Origin of the sequence: Methanoculleus receptaculi (genome assembly GCF_033472595.1) — an archaeon.
GTDB lineage: Archaea > Halobacteriota > Methanomicrobia > Methanomicrobiales > Methanoculleaceae > Methanoculleus > Methanoculleus receptaculi.
This window is the reverse complement of record NZ_CP137642.1, coordinates 579141-596919: the sequence shown is the minus strand read 5'-3', so window position 1 is coordinate 596919 and position 17779 is coordinate 579141. Positions and strand designations below refer to the sequence as shown.

19 protein-coding genes are annotated in these 17779 nt (G+C 59.8%); 10 read left to right on the top strand and 9 right to left on the bottom strand.

The annotated features are described in order from the left end of the window. Positions 1-45: 45 nt before the first annotated feature. Positions 46-1257: a DNA primase DnaG gene (gene dnaG / locus R6Y96_RS03160; RefSeq protein WP_318622075.1), complete on the bottom strand. Its 1212-nt coding sequence runs from the start codon at positions 1255-1257 to the stop codon at positions 46-48. A gap of 343 nt (positions 1258-1600) precedes the next feature. Between dnaG and R6Y96_RS03155 the strand changes: the two genes are divergently transcribed. Next, positions 1601-2788 (top strand): RNA-guided endonuclease InsQ/TnpB family protein, encoded by a 1188-nt coding sequence (locus R6Y96_RS03155; protein WP_318622074.1) that lies wholly within the window; start codon positions 1601-1603, stop codon positions 2786-2788. Positions 2789-2922: 134 nt separating this feature from the next. On the opposite strand, the gene R6Y96_RS03150 is transcribed toward R6Y96_RS03155, so the two are convergent. The 8 genes from R6Y96_RS03150 to R6Y96_RS03115 all read right to left on the bottom strand — a co-directional run bounded on the left by R6Y96_RS03150 (position 2923) and on the right by R6Y96_RS03115 (position 9106). Continuing rightward, the gene (locus R6Y96_RS03150; RefSeq protein WP_318622073.1) at positions 2923-3240 is read right to left on the bottom strand and encodes a DUF167 domain-containing protein; all 318 of its coding nucleotides are present in this window, start codon (positions 3238-3240) and stop codon (positions 2923-2925) included. Between the two features lie 204 nt (positions 3241-3444). Further along, entirely contained in the window at positions 3445-4707 is a 1263-nt protein-coding gene (gene pyrC, locus R6Y96_RS03145; protein ID WP_318622072.1) for a dihydroorotase, read from the bottom strand. Next, positions 4695-5609, bottom strand: coding sequence for a DUF2156 domain-containing protein (locus tag R6Y96_RS03140; RefSeq protein ID WP_318622071.1), 915 nt, complete (start codon positions 5607-5609; stop codon positions 4695-4697). Before R6Y96_RS03140 ends, pyrC begins: the two co-directional genes overlap by 13 nt. 3 nt (positions 5610-5612) lie before the next feature. Further along, complete coding sequence (locus R6Y96_RS03135; RefSeq protein ID WP_318622070.1) at positions 5613-6044, bottom strand: GNAT family N-acetyltransferase; 432 nt, start codon at positions 6042-6044, stop codon at positions 5613-5615. 65 nt (positions 6045-6109) lie between these two features. Further along, positions 6110-7105: a hydrogenase expression/formation protein HypE gene (gene hypE / locus R6Y96_RS03130; protein ID WP_318622069.1), complete on the bottom strand. Its 996-nt coding sequence runs from the start codon at positions 7103-7105 to the stop codon at positions 6110-6112. Beyond that, a complete protein-coding gene (locus tag R6Y96_RS03125; RefSeq protein WP_318622068.1) occupies positions 7102-7443 on the bottom strand; it encodes a hydrogenase maturation nickel metallochaperone HypA/HybF in 342 nt (113 codons plus the stop codon). The genes hypE and R6Y96_RS03125 overlap by 4 nt, the downstream gene beginning before the upstream one ends. Next, positions 7443-7667 (bottom strand): HypC/HybG/HupF family hydrogenase formation chaperone, encoded by a 225-nt coding sequence (locus R6Y96_RS03120; RefSeq protein ID WP_214022029.1) that lies wholly within the window; start codon positions 7665-7667, stop codon positions 7443-7445. The genes R6Y96_RS03125 and R6Y96_RS03120 overlap by 1 nt, the downstream gene beginning before the upstream one ends. Before the next feature lie 200 nt (positions 7668-7867). Next, the gene (locus R6Y96_RS03115) at positions 7868-9106 is read right to left on the bottom strand and encodes a proteasome-activating nucleotidase (RefSeq protein WP_318622067.1); all 1239 of its coding nucleotides are present in this window, start codon (positions 9104-9106) and stop codon (positions 7868-7870) included. A 57-nt stretch (positions 9107-9163) separates the two neighbouring features. Between R6Y96_RS03115 and R6Y96_RS03110 the strand changes: the two genes are divergently transcribed. The 9 genes from R6Y96_RS03110 (at position 9164) to R6Y96_RS03070 (ending at position 17766) form a co-directional block, all read left to right on the top strand. Then, positions 9164-9655, top strand: a complete 492-nt coding sequence (locus R6Y96_RS03110) for a multiprotein bridging factor aMBF1 (RefSeq protein ID WP_318622066.1) — start codon at positions 9164-9166, stop codon at positions 9653-9655. Between the two features lie 304 nt (positions 9656-9959). Beyond that, positions 9960-10751: a 2-amino-3,7-dideoxy-D-threo-hept-6-ulosonate synthase gene (locus R6Y96_RS03105; protein ID WP_318622065.1), complete on the top strand. Its 792-nt coding sequence runs from the start codon at positions 9960-9962 to the stop codon at positions 10749-10751. A gap of 5 nt (positions 10752-10756) precedes the next feature. After that, positions 10757-11542, top strand: coding sequence for a 2-amino-3,7-dideoxy-D-threo-hept-6-ulosonate synthase (locus tag R6Y96_RS03100; protein WP_318622064.1), 786 nt, complete (start codon positions 10757-10759; stop codon positions 11540-11542). Then, a complete protein-coding gene (locus R6Y96_RS03095; protein ID WP_318622063.1) occupies positions 11539-12525 on the top strand; it encodes a 3-dehydroquinate synthase II in 987 nt (328 codons plus the stop codon). Before R6Y96_RS03100 ends, R6Y96_RS03095 begins: the two co-directional genes overlap by 4 nt. Before the next feature lie 4 nt (positions 12526-12529). Continuing rightward, complete coding sequence (locus R6Y96_RS03090; protein ID WP_318622062.1) at positions 12530-13357, top strand: prephenate dehydrogenase/arogenate dehydrogenase family protein; 828 nt, start codon at positions 12530-12532, stop codon at positions 13355-13357. Further along, positions 13354-14148 carry a prephenate dehydratase gene (locus tag R6Y96_RS03085; RefSeq protein WP_318622061.1) on the top strand — a complete coding sequence of 265 codons (795 nt, stop codon included), beginning with the start codon at positions 13354-13356 and terminating at the stop codon, positions 14146-14148. The genes R6Y96_RS03090 and R6Y96_RS03085 overlap by 4 nt, the downstream gene beginning before the upstream one ends. Next, on the top strand, positions 14145-15413 hold the full coding sequence (gene aroA, locus R6Y96_RS03080; protein ID WP_318622060.1) for a 3-phosphoshikimate 1-carboxyvinyltransferase: 1269 nt from the start codon (positions 14145-14147) through the stop codon (positions 15411-15413). Before R6Y96_RS03085 ends, aroA begins: the two co-directional genes overlap by 4 nt. Next, positions 15410-16774, top strand: coding sequence for a shikimate dehydrogenase (aroE, locus tag R6Y96_RS03075; protein WP_318622059.1), 1365 nt, complete (start codon positions 15410-15412; stop codon positions 16772-16774). Before aroA ends, aroE begins: the two co-directional genes overlap by 4 nt. After that, on the top strand, positions 16771-17766 hold the full coding sequence (locus tag R6Y96_RS03070) for a chorismate synthase (protein ID WP_318622058.1): 996 nt from the start codon (positions 16771-16773) through the stop codon (positions 17764-17766). The genes aroE and R6Y96_RS03070 overlap by 4 nt, the downstream gene beginning before the upstream one ends. The last annotated feature ends 13 nt before the right edge of the window (positions 17767-17779 follow it).

Genomic DNA, 17779 nt, shown 5'->3' with positions numbered 1-17779 from the left:
AAGTGGTGGACGTGAATATATATAAATTTGCACCGGGGACCGGCATCAAACTATCTTTATGAGTCGGATCGAGAGTGGGCGTTTTATAATTCCTTTAAAATCTGTGGCAGCCACGAACTCAAGGTCCTTTCCACCGAGTTGATCGAGGAGCCTCTGGTCGATCACGCGGTCAACGACAAGCCCTTCAACATCGCCGTTCAGGTTCTGGAGTGCACTCTCGACATCTGCGGCGCTGGATTCCAGGAGGACGGTGTAATCGGGGGAGAGAAACCTGGCAATCTTCTTGTTCCGGACATCTGCCATGTGTTCACCAAGTGTCGAAGGTGACTTTTTGCCCCCCCCACCCGGCGGTGGCTGAACATCCTCGCCGCCCGGAGATCTGGCAGCCGCTGGTGTCGCATGAACCGGCAACCGCTCTGTAGCCTCCTCCAGAGGGATGTGCTCGATCAGGCCGACCGCAGGCACTTTGTTGCGGAGCGCTTTAACGATCTCTTTGCGGCTCATCTCCTCGACGCTCTTTCCGCGCGGGCAGTAGGCCACGAAATCAATCTCAGCGACCTGGAGGAGTTCGCGAAGGATCAGGTCGCCGCCCCGGTCGCCGTCGAGCAGCGTGGTCGCAGTCTTCTGTGTGCAGAGATCGATTATAATCTGAGGGATGTTTGTACCCTCGACTGCTACGGCGTTCTTGATCCCGTGACGCAGGAGGTTGGTGACATCGGCACGCCCCTCGACAATGATTATGGCATCAGAGGCCATAACATGAGGGCCGGCGTGGACTCTCTCTTCCCCAAGGTACTCAAGTTTCTCCATTCGGATGGCTTCCCGGACCTCGTCGAGCAGTTCATCGCTGTTTATGGACCCCTCATCGAAATTTTCAAGTAGAATCTCCTTTGCGCGCTCGACGATCCGGCGTCGTTTGGTCACCCGGATATCCTCGATGCGGTCAACCATCACATGGGCCGTGCACGGCCCAACCCGGTCGATCGTCTCAAGCGACGAAGCCAGGAGCGCGGTCTCTGCCCTGTCAAGAGATGACGAGATGAGAATCTCACCCTTGGTCTCACCGCGTTTTGTGGTTATCTGCACGTCTATCCTGCCGACACGGCCGGTTCTCTGCAAATCGCGCAGGTCAAGGTCTTCGCCGAGCAAACCCTCGGTCTGGCCGAAGATGGCGCCCACTACGTCGGGTTTATCGACCACCCCCTCGATCTGCAGCGTAAGGTGGATAAGGTATTTTGTTGTATCAGGTGAATACATGGAGTCCTGCCTCCTCTGTAAATGTAATCCATATTTCTGTATTTTCCACGGGTTTTTGCATGCGCGGACATACAGATAGATATATATTTAAGCTATGATTACTTAAATCAGATGGAAGTCTCACAGCAACCTTTTTTAACTTGCGGGGGTGAAGGGGGCGGAGCGGGAAGTCCCCACCGTTCACGATGGGGATGAAAGCGGAGCCGCCCTTCCTGCGATAGATATATCATTCACCCAACATGAGGTATAAACTTGATAGGTCTGCACATTCGGTACAGGTACATCAGGACAGGTAAGTCTCGATGCGCTGAAGGAGTATGTTGACTCGCAGATGGAGAAGTAAATGATCGTTTCCTACAAGTACCAAGCGTATCCAGACGCAACCGTGGAAACACGGCTGAACACTGCACTTGATACCTGTAGGTGGCTCTACAACAAACTTCTCGAAGAATGCAACACGGCACGAGAGGGTGGGATCTCTCCGACGATGCGAGAAATGCAGGCGCGGATCGTCACGCTGAAAGAGGAGAATCCTGCACTCAAGGACGTATACTCTAAAGTGCTCCAGATGGTCAACTATACCCTCTGGAGCAACATCGCTGCACTCTCGCAGACAAAGAAGAGAGGACGGAAGATCGGCAAACTCCGATTCAAGAGTGCAGCCCGATACCGGACGATCAATTATAATCAGTCGGGTTTCAAGATCGATCGCGAGCATAGTTCGATTACGTTCTCGAAGATCGGAACGATTCCGTTCAACATGCACCGACCATACACCGGGAAGGTGAAGGGTGTCCTGATCACCCGTTCCGGCGATAGATGGTATGTGATCATTCAGACAGAGCAGACAGTGTCTTCATCAAAGCGTGAAGGGCAGTCTGTCGGTATCGATGTCGGGTTGGATTCGTTTGCGGTCGATAGTGACGGTGCAGTGATCGAGAACCCCAGGTTCTATGAACATTCTCTGGGCAGGATCAAGAAGATCCAGCGGAGTCTTGCCCGGAAAAAACGGTTCTCGAAAAACTGGAAGAAAGCAAAAAGGAAACTGGAGAAGGTCTATGATCATGTCACCAACCAGAAGAACGATTTCCTGCACAAACTCTCCCGTCAGTACGTTGACACCTATGCGACGATCTGTGTTGAAGACCTGAATATCAAGTATTTGAAAGAGAACGGCAAATCTCGCGGGCTCCGGAGAAGTATCCACAGTGCGTCGTGGGGACGATTTTATTCTTACCTCTCGTACAAGGCTGAAAGTGCTGGTACGGAACTCGTCAAAGTCGATCCCCGCGACACGACACAGATGTGTTCGAACTGCGGAAGCATCGTGAAAAAGACGCTCTCCGAGAGAGTCCACGAATGCCCATACTGTGGGTTTGTTGCCAATAGAGATTACAACGCTGCGGTAAATATCCACCGCGTGGGGATGGAACAGCCCTTTGAGCCTGTGGAGCCAAGACCTCTACATCACATCTCTGTGATGCAAGTGTTGGCCATGAAGCAGGAAGCCCCGCCCTTCAGGGCGGGGTAGTTCACGGACATAATCTAAACCTGGAAAAGGCTACATCACATATTATACTTATATATCCCTCTCCTTTTTACTGTCTTCTGGCTTTCGTAATGAGAATTGCCGTAAAATTGCAGGTTATGTCTCCGACAGACCATTCATGCGTCGAAGCGGTTCAGGCATTCGAGAGCACGGGAACGTGATAAACCGGAGATCGCCACAACCTTTGATGAAGATGCATGCCCGGCAACGATCGTCACGTTGCCGCGGGACACCTCAAACGTCTTTGCCAGGAGGTCTATGACGGCACGGTTTGCTCTCCCGCCGACTGCGGGGGCTGCCACCTGACATCGGATACTCCGACGCCACTCGTTGTAACCCGCGGGGAACAGAGACCGTTTTGCACCTGCTGTAACGTCGAGAGCAATGGTCACCCCATCCGGTGTCTCAGAGACAGCATTGGCATAGGTATCCATCAGAAAAGCCCCTTGAACGAGTGTCGCCCGGCACTAACGATCCAGGATCACTGGTGGCCTTGTGCCGTCCCTCACCCGATCGAACCCATATGCCGGGCGTGCCTGTCGCGCACCCGGGTTGTCCCGTGGTTCATATCCTGGCGTCCTGCCTGTGATCACCCGGGGACCTATAAGGTGCGCTTTATCGGCTATCTATTATTTATCTCACTGCAATAAATATCCTTTGCCGGGGCAGAATCGGGGGCGTGCCTCCAGGAGGTCGCCGTGGGCGTAGACCCGCACTCCTCCCACGATCACCTCTTCCGGAAAGACCGCTTCACTCCCTTCAAATGGCGACCAGCCACACTTCGTGTGAAGGCGGGAGGCATCGATCCGGGTGAGTTCGTCAGGGTAGAGGGCATAGTCCGCCCTGTCACCCGGTTCGAACCCTGCGCGAGGGAGGCCGAGGATCTCCGAGGGTCTCCACGAGGTCTTCTCGATCACTGACAGGAGGCTGATCCGCCCCCGGTACACCGCCGCCATCAGGAGGGGGACCATCGTCTCGATACCGGGGATGCCTGAAGGGGCTGATCTGAACGGGACGCTCTTCTCGGCAAGAGTGTGTGGGGCGTGGTCGGAGGCAATGACGTCGATCGCATCCCAGCATGACCATAGAGCACGCCGTGTCGCTTCGTCCCTTAGCGGCGGGTTCACCCTGGCCAGGGTGTTGTCCGGATCGAAGTCTTCGTACGAGAGAAAGAGGTGGTGGGGTGTCACCTCTACGCTGCCGCGGGCAGCCCTGACCGAGGCAGCGGTGCTCAGGTGGCAGAAATGAAGCCGCATCCCCACCGGTGCGAGTTCGCCAACCCTCCCTACAGCGCGTGCCTCGCCCTCACCCGGCCGCGCACGGTCGTGCTCGGCGAGGGTTTCCGGCGCCGTTCCGCAGACCTCCTCGGCATGGACGGTTGCAAGCCCTCCGAGGGTGTGGATACGGGCGAAGAGAGCCCTCAGGCTCTCCAGGTCAAGCCCCTCCCCATAACTCGACGGTGCTGCGAACGTCTCCCCGAACGCCATCGCGCCTGCCTTCCACATCCCTGTCAGGTCCGCGTCCGGGAGGACACCGGCGTTAATGGCAAACCCGCATACGGCCTGTTCCCCTGCCTCGCGGATGCGCGCCCGGAGGCGGTCGGGTGTGGTGATCGGGGGGACTGTGTTTGGCTGGTCGACGACGAGCGTTACCCCGCCGGCGACCGCGCTTACCGTGCCCGAACGCCAGTCTTCCTTATCTGCCTGCACCCCGCCCCGCATGTGGACATGCATATCGACCGCGCCGGGAAGGCAGGTGAACCTGCTGCAGTCTATCGTCTCATCGGCACGAACCGCTGCGCCGACGTGGCGGACAACACCGCCAGTGACGGCGATATCGGCGCGCCTTCCTGTAGGTGATGCAACGTTCCGGAGCAGCAGGTCGGCGGTCACCGGCAGCATGCCTCCAGGTCGTCCCGGGTCATATAGTGGACTTCAACCATGCAGGCGGGGTGGTAGCGGGTCTTTGACTCGCGAAGCCCTGGCGCACCCATGTCGCACTCCCGGTTGATGTAGCGGTAGTGGTCACAAAGTTCTCTCGCCGTCTCGCTCATGATGACCTTGTAGATGTCGCGATATGTCTCAGGAAGAGCTTTTTCAAAGTGAACGACGGCCATATCCCTGTTTACTGGCCCCAAGATTGATATCGCCCCGATGGCATCCCCAATCCTTATAGCCCAGCCCTCAAGCCCGATCTCGAAGAAGTTGTTCACGGCAAACAGGATGGCCTCTCTCTCGTAAGCAAGGATGGGCATGGAGTCACAGTCTCGCCACTCGCACCAGATTATCAGGAACTCCCAGACGTCGTCCAGGTTATCCCTGGTGATCTCCTCGATGGTATAGTTGTAGTCCCGCGCAAACCGGTTCACCTGGTGCCGTATGGTGGCGTAACCCTTTCCCGGGAGATCGGCAAGGTCATCCGTCCGGTAGACGTAGTCAAAGAAGTTCCTGTCCGGGTGCAGCGGGAGGTCGGGGTAACATTTCCGGATGAATGCCTCGCCCGCCGGATCCAGAACCTGCAGAGGCGTCTCCCCGCCCTCCCGGAGTGAAAGGTCGATGACATCATCGAGAAGGTCGGGATCTTCCGGGCCGATCGGGTAACGGAAGGCGGTTACACCGTCGATGGTGTTTGAGAGGATGATCGAACCGCCGGCCTTGCAAAAACGGTAATCCGCATAGTGGTTCCAGCAGACCATGTTTGCGAACGTGTTGTCGCTGTGCATCTGGGGGTGATGCTGGTAATGCTCCTGGAACACCTCGCGATCTTCCAGGCTTACGGGCTTGAAATCGGCAAATCTTAACATGTCTCATCTCTTTTCCGGGTACCATCGCATGGGTGTGTGCCCTTCCATTCTCTGAAAGCCGGACCTGGCATAGAATGCCTCTGTTTCGGGCTCGGCTATAAGGGCAATCCAGGTGACACCTGCAGACGTACACTCTTTGAGTAGCGCAGATAAGATCATCGTTCCGATATCCCGATCCCGGTAGTTTGGGTGGACGACCAGATCCTGAACGTAGCCGTCCGATACCCCATCCGAGATCACCCTTCCCATGCCTACCGTTCTGCCGGTCGAGGACTCAACTGCGACGGCAAAGGCGAAACTCCCTCTGATGAGTGAGGACAGGCCTGCCGGGTTCCATTCTTCTTTCCACCAGCCGCCAGCCCGGTAGAGGTCTGCGATCGCATCCAAGTCCCAGGCGTCCACCAGACGCACCTCGAACTCCCCTTCATACGTCATGGTCTCTCTTCATCAGAGTCTGTCTGGAGATGCATTGAAATATAAAAGAAGGTGTGGCCGCCCCTCTAACAGACCCGTGGCACCGGGTCACCGATCGGCGGTTCGATGAACCGCTCCCCCCCTACGGTGGTTCGCATGACAACATGCGACCCCTCAACGACCCTGCCGATGATCGCCGCCTCACGCCCATAGGGGTGCGAGCGTAGCGCCTCGAGAACTGTCTCCGCATCATCGGGCGCGACTCCCATGACGACCTTTCCCTCGTTCGCCACCTCGAGCGGATCGATACCGAGCATACCCGCAGCGCTCCGGACGCTCGCCCGGATGGGGAGGTTCACCTCATCTATTATGACCCCGACACCGCTCTTCCTTGCCATCTCGTTGATTGCGTTGGCAAACCCCCCTCTGGTCGGGTCTTTCATGGCGTGAATTTCGCCGGCAGCAAGCGCCCGTTCGACAAGCGGCCAGAGGGGGGAGACGTCGGACCTTATCTGGCCGCCGAAATCGAACCCCTCCCGATGGGCCATGATGGCGATACCATGGTCGCCGAGGGTGCCGCTGACTATGATCAGATCCCCGACCGAAAGCCCGCAGTCCCGCACCACCCGTCCGGCTATGCCGATGCCGGCGGTGTTTATGATGATGGTATCAAGCGCGCTCCGCTCCACCACCTTGGTGTCTCCGGTGACAAGGTTTGCCCCGCATTCCCCAAGTGCGGCATCCATGGAGGCGACGATCCGTTCGAGGTCTGCAACCTCGAAACCTTCGGGGATGACCATACCGCACGAGAGTGCGATCGGCCGCCCCCCCATCATGGCAAGGTCGTTTACTGTTCCACAGATGGCGATGCGACCGATATCCCCGCCCGGGAAGAAGATCGGCGAGACAACATGGCTATCGGTCGTAAAAACGATGTTCTGGCCGTTTAGCGGGATGACCGCGCCGTCGTCCAGCGACTCGAGCCCTATCCCGCCGGCGTTGTTGTGCTTCAGGTTGGTGATGACGCGCAGGAGTTCACCCATCACCTCGCCGCCGGCACCGTGCATGAGATTGACTTTCATTCTCCGTCCACTTCTATCTCGATCCTGGTGACCACAATCTCCATTCCTGCAACGACCTCAGGAAGCTTGCCGCAGCGGGGGCAGACAAACCGTTCGTCTCCCTCGTAGCCGCAGGAGCAGCGGGTGCGCACCTCGACGTCCTGGCAGGAGATTTCGGTCGCCGGGAAGAGCGGGTCGTCCTCGACGATGACGTTGAAGAGGAACTCAACCTGTTCTGGATTCACCATCGCCATCCTGCCGACGTTCAGTGTGATGCGCTTCACCTCTTTTGCGTCGTTCTCCATCGCAGCCCGGCGGGCGGTTGTGTAGATGTCATAGGCGATGCTGTACTCGTGCATCAGTCCTCCATCGCAGCGTAGACCTGCTTGAAGACCTCACGGGTCTCAAGCCCCTCCTCTCTGCTGAGGCGTTGGATGGCAAACCCAACATGGACGAGCACAAACTCACCGACCCTGACGTCGACAAGGTCAAGCCGGACTTCCTGTTTCAGGTCGCCGAAGTCGACGACGCCGATGTTGCCCTCTTTTATCTCGATTACCTCAGCGGGCATTGCAATACACATGGCCTCTCTCCTTCTCATGTTAGTTTAGTCTGCGTCTCCAAAAAAGGTTGACCATGCTGCAGGAGAGAGGCGGGAGATGCCGTTTGAGCGGAGGAACCCCTGCCACCCACCGGTTTCCATATCGTTGCTCCATGAGCTGGATGTTCACGGCCGGGTATGAAGTTGATTCCAATGATGGCGAACACAGATGAAAAAATTTATCAGGCGAACATCTCGCCAAAGGTTGTGTGTATATGGTGGCGGTCAAAGTCCATCGAGAGTTTCTCGATCGCTTTCATGAAATCCTCCCTGGTGACGATGTCGCGCTCCATCCTGATAGCAAACATGCCTGCTTCCATGCATATCGCCCTTAGATCGGCACCGTTCTTGCCCTCTGTTAGCCTGGCAACCTCGGTTAGGTCGACGTCTTCGCCGAGGTTCATGTGCTTCGTATGAATCTTCAGGATGGCAAGCCTCCCCTGGTGGTCAGGGAGCGGGATCTCAATCATCCGGTCGAACCGCCCCGGCCGTAGAAGGGCGCGGTCAAGGATATCGATCCGGTTGGTTGCCGCGATGATCTTGACGTCACCCCGGTTATCGAAGCCGTCCATCTCGGCCAGGAGCTGCATCAGCGTCCGCTGCACCTCGCGATCGCCGGAGGTGGTCGAGTCGCTCCGGTGCGCGCCGATCGCATCGATCTCGTCGATAAAGATGATTGAAGGCGCTTTCTGTTTTGCAAGGTCGAAGAGTTCCCTGACCAGGCGGGCGCCCTCACCGATGTATTTCTGAACCAGTTCTGAGCCGACAACCCGGAGAAAGTGCGCGTTTGTGTGATGGGCCACCGCGCGTGCGAGGAGGGTTTTTCCCGTCCCAGGCGGACCGTAGAGGAGGACACCTTTTGGCGGGGAGATCCCCACCCTCTCAAATAGGTGGGGCTTTGTGAGAGGGAGTTCTACGGCTTCCCGGATCTCTTCGATCTGCGGTTCAAGACCTCCGATGTGCTCGTAAGTCTCGTCCGGGCACTCTACAAGTTCCATACCATAGACCTGTGCGTCATAACTCGTGGGGAGCACGTCGACGATCGCAAGGGACTGCTGGTTGAGTGTGCACCGCACCCCGGGCTTGAGGAGTTCGGGGTCTATGAGTTGGGAGGTGCGGACCAGAAAGCGCGGCCCTGCACTGCTGCGCACAATCACGCGGTTATTGTCGATAACGTCAGTAACTGTACCTATAACGAGAGGGGGGCTTCTGAGCTGCTCGATCTCGCTCTTCAATTTGCGCAGCTCACGCTCATAACGGATCTTCTGAGTCTCGATGTAGCGCTTCTCCGACTCCATCTGGCGGAACTGCTCGCGCAGTTCCAGGTTTCGGTTTTCGAGGCTGCTGATCCGCTCCAAGAGGTACTGGTAGATGTCTTCACCGGTTTCCTTGTCTGGTGCCTGCCGGGCAAAATCCTCCATGCGTCCCCTCGATTACTTATATAGGTTAAAATAAATATAAAGTTGTTTGCGAGAGTTATGCAGTGTGAACTATGCGGTGCCCCTATACAGGGCCAGTCGAAAATAATCCAGATCGAAGGAGCAGAACTCCGCGTCTGCGCCAGATGTGCAAAATACGGTACAGAAGTCCAGCAGCCGCGCCAGAGTGGTGGTTCGCAGAAGAAGCCTGGAATGGTTGCTACGCAGATCCCCCGAAGGAAGCCCAGAGATGTCTTTGACCTGATGGAAGGCGAACTGGTCGAGGATTACCCAAACCGGATCCGCGCAGCCCGTGAAGAGAGAGGCTGGTCAACGCGTGACCTTGCGCAGGCGATCAAGGAGCGCGAGATCCTGATCAAGAAGATCGAGAAAGGTGACCTCATCCCCGAGGATGATGTCCGGCAAAAACTTGAGAAGGCGCTCAATATCAGGTTGATAGACTCGGGTGAAGATTCCATATCCATAGGGGGGCCTGACCGGGTGACAACGACCGTCGGAGATGTTATAGCCTTCAAGAGGAGCCGAAAATAAGTCATTCCCGCATTTTTAGCGCGGGAGGGTGCTCCAGACTCTCGCCCGAGTGGATACCGGCATGTTTTTATTCACAAACAGATAATACTACACTCAATGCGTGGTGAATGTTTTTTCGCCGGTGGCCGTTTTTACCCCGGTTAACGGAGTAACCGTCACGCACGCAGGAGTTATTTGCCAGATTTTGACCGCTGATATCCGCAACTGCAGAGCGGCAGCGATCTATCGTTATTTTAACTGGTTTAGCCAGTTTTGATCTTTCCCGGAAAAGACCGTATCATCAAATTCCGGGAGGAGAATGGTTATGAGAGGTAAAGAGATTCGTCTGGAACGTATTATGGATCGAAACACCGGCAGGACCATCATCGTGCCGCTCGACCACGGTGTGACTCTTGGCCCCATCCCCGGGCTGATCGATGTTGAGAGGACCATCGACCTGGTTGCCGAGGGTGGAGCGAACGCTGTGATCGGGCACCTTGGGCTTGCTCTGCACGGTCACCGGCGGCACGGCCGTGATGTGGGTCTGATCATGCATCTCTCGGCGAGCACCAGCATAGGCCCGGATCCAAACGATAAGGTTCTCGTCAACACCGTCACAAACGCCCTGAGGATGGGTGCTGACGGCGTCTCGGTGCACATAAACGTCGGTGCAGACTCAGAAGCGCGGATGCTCCAGGACCTGGGCAGGATCGCGGTTGAGTGTATAGAGTGGGGGATGCCGCTCCTCGCGATGATGTACCCGAGGGGCAGGAAGATCGCGGATGAACACGACCTCGAGAGCGTCAAACTCGCAGCCCGCGTGGCGGCGGAACTAGGTGCCGATATAGTAAAGACTGTCTACACCGGGGATCCGGACTCGTTCAGGGAGGTGACACGGGGGTGCCCGGTGCCGGTCGTGGTAGCAGGGGGTTCAAAGACCGACGATCGTGCGATCCTCGATCTGGTGGAAGGCGCGATGGAAGGAGGAGCTGCCGGGATATCGATCGGACGAAACGCCTTCCAGCACCCGACGCCTGACCGTCTCATCCGCGCCGCCGCGCTGATCGTCCATGAGGGGCGGTCTGCAGAGGAAGCAATAGAGATTCTAAGGATGTGATAACAATGATTGGAAAAGAGATCCGGCTTGAGCGAATTATGAACCGGAACACGGGGCGATCCGTGATCATACCCATGGATCACGGGTTCACGATGGGGCAGATCGAGGGGCTCCGCAACATGCCAGAGACCGTCAACGCGGTAAGCGAAGGAGGTGCAAACGCCATCGTCCTCCACAAAGGCATGGTGAAGGGAGGGCACCGGAAGAGCGGAAAGGATATCGGGCTCATCGTCCACCTCTCCGCGAGCACCTCGCTGAACCCTGACCCAAACGACAAGGTCCTTGTCTGCACTGTGGAGGAAGCGGTTGCCCTCGGCGCCGATGGTATATCGATCCACGTAAACCTGGGCGCGCCAAACGAGTCGCGGATGATCGAGTCGGCGGGTGAAGTCGCCCGGGACTGCAACCGCTGGGGGATGCCGCTCCTGATCATGATCTACCCCCGTGGCAAGGGGATCGATCCTGTATCTCCGCAGGCGGTCGGGCACTGCGTCCGCGTCGCCGAGGAACTTGGCGCCGACCTGATCAAGACGAACTACACAGGCGACCCGGACTCGTTTCGTCAGATCACCGCCGCCAGTTCGGTGCCCGTCCTGATCGCCGGAGGCGAGAAGGGTGGCGATCTGGAGACGCTTATGACCATCCGTGATGCTGTTGATGTGGGTGCGGCGGGTGTCTGCATGGGAAGGAACGCTTTCCAGCGCGACGATACCGCACGGTTCGTGGCCGCGGTCTGCCGGGTGGTGCATGAGGGGGTAAGTCCCACCGAGGCCCTGGAGACGGCGAAATGAAACTGTTCTGGGTTGATCTACGGCCGTGGAGGAAGAACCTCGCGACCACTGCGATCGAGAGCGGGGCCGACGCCCTCCTCGTCGATGACGCAGAACGTGTTCGGGAACTCGGGCGGGTGACGACGATCGCACCAGACGGTGACCTGGTTCCGGGGAAAGATGTCTTCGAGGTTGAGATCGTTGATAAAGAATCCGAAGAGGAGGCGCTCCGGCTTTCCCGGCAGGGCCAGGTGATCGTCAGGACACAGGACTGGACGGTGATCCCCCTCGAGAACCTGGTAGCGCAGTCAGAGAGGATCATCGCTGCAGTCTCGAACGCCGAGGAGGCGAAGGTCGCTCTGACCGTTCTCGAGCGTGGTGCGGCGGGGATCATGCTTTCAACCGATGACCCGGCGGAGATCCGGCGGGTGGCGGAGGTTATCGCCGGTACAACAGTGCCCGTCCCTCTCGTCCCGTTCGAGGTGACCCGGATCACCCCTGTCGGGATGGGCGACCGGGTCTGTGTGGATACATGTTCAATCCTTGCAAATGGGGAGGGGATGCTCGTCGGCAACACCTCGTCGGCGTTCCTCCTGGTGCACCCCGAGACTCTGGAAAACCCCTATGTGGCGCCCCGCCCGTTCCGGGTGAACGCCGGAGCGGTGCACGCCTACACCCTCCTCCCTGACGGGAAGACCGCATACCTCTCAGACCTCTCGGTGGGTGACCGGGTGCTGATCGTGGAGCACTCGGGCGAGACCCACGAGGTGGTCGTCGGCAGGCTGAAGATCGAACGCCGCCCTCTCCTCCTGGTGGAGGCGAGGTCAGGGGAGGCGAAGGCGAGTCTGGTGCTCCAGAACGCTGAGACGATCAGGCTTGTTGGGGAGGATGGTGCGGCTGTATCGGTCGCCGCCCTGGCGGTGGGCGACCGGGTTCTCGGCAGTCTGGCGGAGGGCGGTCGACACTTCGGGGTTGCTGTCAGAGAGACGATCCTGGAGAAGTAACGGTATGATTGCAGGTATCATCGGTGGCACCGGTCAGATGGGACGGTTCTTTGCCGGTGTCTTCCAGACGGCGGGCTGGGAGACGGTCGTCTCCGGGAGGAGGACCGAGCTCACGAACCGGGATGTTGCGGAGATGGCCGACCTTGTGCTGGTCTCGGTGCCGATCCGCGCCACCGCGGAAGTTATACGCGAGATCGCGCCGCTGCTCTCAGAAGATCAGGTCTTCTGCGATCTCACCTCCCTCAAGGTCGAACCCGTCCGGGCAATGCTTGCCTCCCGTGCGGAGGTGATCGGGCTTCACCCGATGTTCGGGCCTGGCGTCGCGTCGCTGCGGGGGCAGACGATCGTCGCAACCCCGGCGCGCTGCAGCCAGGAGACCCTCGATACCCTTCTCTCCGTATTCCGTGAGCAGGGGGCGGAGATCACCATCTCGACACCGGAGGATCACGACCGGATGATGGCGGTGATCCAGGGTCTCACCCACTTTGTGACGCTTGCAAAGGCAGAGGCCATTCGCAGGACCGGAACAGACATCGCGGAGTCTCTCCATTTCACAAGCCCCATATACAGGATCGAGATGGGACTGGTCGGGCGGATCCTTGCTCAGGACGCCGGGCTCTACGGGGATATCCTCCAGATGAACCCGGCCGTACCGGAGGTGCTTGCCAGGTTCGAGGAGGCAGTCCTGGCTCTCCGGGAGATCGTCGAGTCGGGGGATGCCGACCGGTTCCAGGAGTTCTTTGCCGCCAATGCCGCGCATTACGCCTCCTACCTGGTCTCCGCGACCGAAGAGACCGACGATCTGATCAACCACGTGGTGAGCGGCCGATGACCGTCCTGACGCTCGGCCCCGCCGGGACGGTCAGCCACGACCTTGCAACACGGCTATACGGCGATGATATCGAACTCCTGCCGACGATCCGCTCGATCATAGCCAGGGTGGCGAGCGGGTCCGGCCGCGGGCTTGTGCCGATCGAGAACTCGGAAACCGGAGGTGTGGGAGAGACGCTCCAGGGGTTGATGGAGTTTGAGGTCTCTATCACCGCCGAGGCCTACATGCCCGTTCGCCACCACCTTGCGGCCCGGTACGACCCCTCCCGCCTCTCGGTCGTCTACGCCCACCCACAGACACACGAGCAGTGCTCCATCTTCCTCGACAATCTCGGGGTGGAGGTCGTCCACACCAGCAGCAACGCTGCGAGCGCGGTTGCTATGCAGCGAAACGAGAACGCAGGCGCCATCATTTCGGAGATGGCGGCACGGATCTACAGCCTTCCGATCGCCGTGAGGGACGTCCAGAACAGGAGGGACAACACTACCCGGTTTGTCGAGATCTCCCCTCTCCCCCGCGATCTTGCAGGATGCACAAAGTGCAGTCTCCTGGTTGACCCGGAGATCGACCGGGTTGGACTCCTTGCCGATATCCTGGGGGTTTTTGCCAGGCGCGGGATCAACCTGACCCGGATAGAGTCGCGGCCGTCCCGGAGGGGGATCGGGAAGTACATCTTCTTCATCGACCTTGAGATCTCCGAAGGCTGGCTTGAGGCAGAGGAGGAACTCAGAGGCATGACAAACTTGAGAGAACTCGGGTGCTATCCCCGCCTGGAGGTGCCGGGGGTATGATTATCAGGGTTTCGCGGACAGGCCCTGTCGAAGCGGTCTTTGAGGCCCCGCCCTCGAAGAGTTACACCCACCGGGCTCTGATTGCGGGAGCGCTCGCGGAGGGAGAGACGCGTATCACCAACCCCCTCGGGGCGGTCGACACGGAACTGACCGCCGGGGGGCTTGAGGCTCTCAGGGTGCCGGTTGAGTGGCGGCCCGGAGAGGTTCTTGTCATCGGTTGCGGCGGTACCTTCCGGACAGGGGGCGAGGTGACCATCGACTGCGGAAACTCGGGGACGACACTGCGATTGCTTGCCTCCGTGGCGCTCCTTGCCCCCCATCCGGTGGTGCTGACCGGGAGTTCCAGGATGCTTGAGCGGCCTGTCGGCCCCCTTGCCAGGGCGCTGGCGGGGCTCGGTGGTGAGGTAATCTTTCCCGGCAGGTCGGGCTACCCGCCGGTCCGGGTATCGGGGAGACTTCACGGCGGGAGGGTGGAGATCGACGGGAGCGTGAGCAGCCAGTTCGTCTCGTCCATCCTGATGGCGGCGCCGTGCGCGGAGGAGGATGTGGAGGTCACGCTCCCGGCGCCCCCTGCCTCGCGGTCATACCTGGATCTGACACTGGATGTGATGCGGGAGTTCGGCGCCCGATTTGAACGGCGGGGCTATGAATGGTTCCGTGTGGAGAGCGGCGTGCCTTACCGGGGGAGGAATTACCGGATCGAGGGCGATTTCTCGTCGGCGTCATACCTCTTTGCGATCGCGGCCATATGCGGCGGCCGGGTCACGGTCAGGGGACTGAACCCCGCATCCGTTCAGGGTGACCGCCGGTTCCTGGACGCCCTCGTCTCGATGGGCTGCCGGGTTGCCTCAAGTGATGACGCGGTGACGGTCGAGCGGACGGGCGATCTTGAAGGTATCGAGATCGACATGTCCTCCTCCCCCGATACCGTCCAGACGCTGGCAGCAGTGGCGGCGGTGGCAGGGTCGCCGACGACAATCACCGGGACGGCGCACCTGCGCTACAAGGAGAGCGACCGAGTCGCGGTGACGGCGGAGACCCTGCGCAGGATGGGTGCGGGGGTCGAGGTGACGGCGGACTCCATCAGGATCAACCCTGCGCCGCTTCACGGCGTTGCTGTCGACCCCCACGACGACCACCGGACGGCGATGGCGTTTGCCGTCCTCGGTCTTGCGGTCGGCGGGATGGTGATCCGGGACCCGGGATGCGTGGAGAAGTCTTTTCCGGGGTTCTGGGAGGCTCTATACGGGGAGGGGCTGCTGTGAGGGTCATACTCATCGGTTACCGGGGGACGGGGAAGACCTCGGTCGGGCGGATCCTTGCTGAAAGCCTGGATTTGCCCTTCTTTGATACCGATACGCTTGTCGAGCGAACGGCCGGGGTCTCGATCCCGGAGATCTTCCGGCAGCACGGCGAGGCGCGGTTCCGCGCCCTCGAGCGCGGGGTTATCGAGTCGCTTGCGGGTGTGGAGGGGGTGATCAGCACCGGCGGGGGTGCGGTCTGCGACCCCACAAACGTCGCCGACCTGCGGCGGCATGGGAGGGTCTACCTCCTCTCCGCCTCGCCGGAGACCATAGGGGAGCGGATCGCCGGGAGCGACCGGCCGGGGCTGACCGATCTCCCGCCGGAGGAGGAGGTGCGCAGCCTCCTTGCCAGGCGAAAGGACGCCTACCTTGGCGCCGCAGATGCCTGTGTGGATACCGGTTCCCGAACGCCGGTTGAGGTTGCCGGTATCATCCTCAGGGATATCCGCGGTGAGAACGCTCTCCCGCTGGAAGGGCGGCGCGAGCGCGACGACCTCCTGGAGCGGTTCGGGCTCTCCGGTCTGCGGGGGATGCTCGGCCGTGACCCGGGGCTGATGGTCTGCGGCATCGCCGGTTACCCCTGCGCCCACAGCAGGAGCCCGCTCCTCTACAACCGGCTCTTTGAACGGTTCGGGATGAACTACCACTACACCCTGTTCGAGTGGCCGGACGTCGGGACGATCATCCGTCTGGCATCCCTGCTGCCGACAAAGGGGCTCTCTGTCACCATCCCGTTCAAGACCGATGTGATGCGTTACCTGGACGAGGTGGACGAGCATGCGGCGGCAATAGGTGCGGCAAACACCGTGGTCAGGTGCGGTGGAAGGTCTTACGGGCATAACACCGACTGGCTGGGTGTCCGGACGCCGCTTCTCCACCGACAGGGCGCCAGGGCGGTTGTGCTCGGTGCGGGGGGTGCGGCGGCCGCAGCGGTCTACGCCCTCTGTTCGCTCGATATGGAGGTGACGATACTTGCCAGGAAGCCAGATGCTGCACGGAGACTTGCAGAACGTTTCAACTGCCGGTGGGGAGGGCTGGAAGATTTCAGGGGATGTAAGGCCGATGTGGTGCTGAACGCAACCCCGGTTGGGATGGAGCCGGACACCCGGAGCCTGCTTGATGCCGGCGACCTGGAGCAGGGGATGACGGTCTTTGATCTGGTCTACACCCCGCCGGATACGCCGCTCATCCGGGCGGCGAGGGAGACAGGGTGCGAGGCCATACCCGGGACGGAGATGTTCGTCCACCAGGCGGTGGAACAGTTCCGGCTGATCACCGGGATCGCGGTCTCGCCGGAAGAGGTGCGGGAGGTGCTTTCATGAACACGTTCGGCAGAAATTTCAGGTGCACGACGTTCGGGGAGAGTCACGGCAGGGCTGTTGGTGTGGTCATCGACGGCTGCCCACCGGGGATGCCCCTGACGGAAGGGGATATCCAGCCCTACCTCGACCGCCGGCGGCCGGGGAAGAGCCCGCTTGAGTCCGGGCGCAGGGAACCAGATCGGGTGGAGATCATCTCAGGGACGTTTGAAGGGCGGACGACCGGCGCCCCGATCGCGCTTGTGGTTCTCAATCAGGACGTCCGTTCGGAGGACTACGACGCGCTCCGGGATGTCTACCGTCCCGGGCATGCGGACTATACCTGGCAGATGAAGTACGGGTTGCGCGACCACCGCGGTGGGGGCCGGAGTTCCGGCCGGGAGACGGTTGGGCGGGTCGCTGCCGGTGCGGTGGCGATGCGCTGGCTTGCGCCGCGCGGCATCGCGATCCGTGGTGAGGTCGTCGAGGTGCACGGGGTGAGGGAACGTGAAGCGATGGAGGCAGAGATCCGCGCCGCCCGCGATTCAGGCGATTCCGTGGGCGGGATAGTCGAGGTGATCGCCTCAGGCTGCCCACCGGGTCTTGGTGACCCGGTCTTTGGAAAAATCGATGCCGCCATCGCCGGCGCCATGATGGGTATAGGGGCGGTGAAGGCGGTCGAGATCGGTGAGGGGTTCGGCGCAGCCCGTCTCCTTGGGAGTGAGATGAACGACGCGATCACCGCGGAAGGGTTTGCAAGCAACCGTGCCGGCGGCATCCTTGGCGGGATCACGAGCGGAGAGGATATAATCGTCAGACTTGCCGTCAAGCCGACCCCCTCGATACGCAGCCCTCAGCGGACGATCGATCTCGCCGGGGTTGAACGCGAGATAAGGATCGAAGGGCGGCACGACCCCTGCATCGCTCCCAGGATCCTCCCTGTTGCAGAGTGTATGCTTGCGCTCGTGATCATCGACGCGATGCTCGAAGAGGCAAAGTACCGCGGCTGGGATTAGCGCCTGCACAGCG